Here is a 517-nt window from a genome sequence, read left to right on the forward strand (position 1 = left end):
AAATACAAAAAGAAGAGATTTATCTCTTTGTATAAGTAATAGTGTTTAATTAAAGTTTACGAGCTTTTAATTAAACACAAAGTTTAGTTTTAGTTATTAAACTAAGACTAAATAGTAACTCATTAAAAAGACAAAAGTACAATAAGCTAAATAAGAGCGTATGGGGAATGCCTAGGCTCTCAGAGGCGATGAAGGACGTGATAAGCTGCGAAAAGCTGCGGGGATTGGCACATACAAATTGATCCGCAGATATCCGAATGGGGCAACCCAGCATATTGAAGATATGTTATCCGTAAGGAGGCGAACCCGGAGAACTGAAACATCTAAGTACCCGGAGGAGAAGAAAACAAAAGTGATTCCGATAGTAGCGGCGAGCGAAATTGGATTAGCCCAAACCAGTAATGTTACGGCATTGCTGGGGTTGTAGGACTGCGATATTTGAGCTATAATGAATTAGAACGCTTTGGAAAGAGCGACCAGAGAGGGTGATAGTCCCGTATAAGTAAAGCATAGTAAG

The 517-nt window shown here is 39.3% G+C and carries 1 rRNA gene; it reads left to right on the plus strand.

Annotated elements, in window-relative coordinates:
* Positions 1 to 140: 140 nt before the first annotated feature.
* Positions 141 to 517 (plus strand): 23S ribosomal RNA (locus ACFQ13_RS06320); the annotation flags it as partial.

The sequence above is a fragment of the Winogradskyella rapida genome, from assembly GCF_042675845.1.
GTDB lineage: Bacteria > Bacteroidota > Bacteroidia > Flavobacteriales > Flavobacteriaceae > Winogradskyella > Winogradskyella rapida.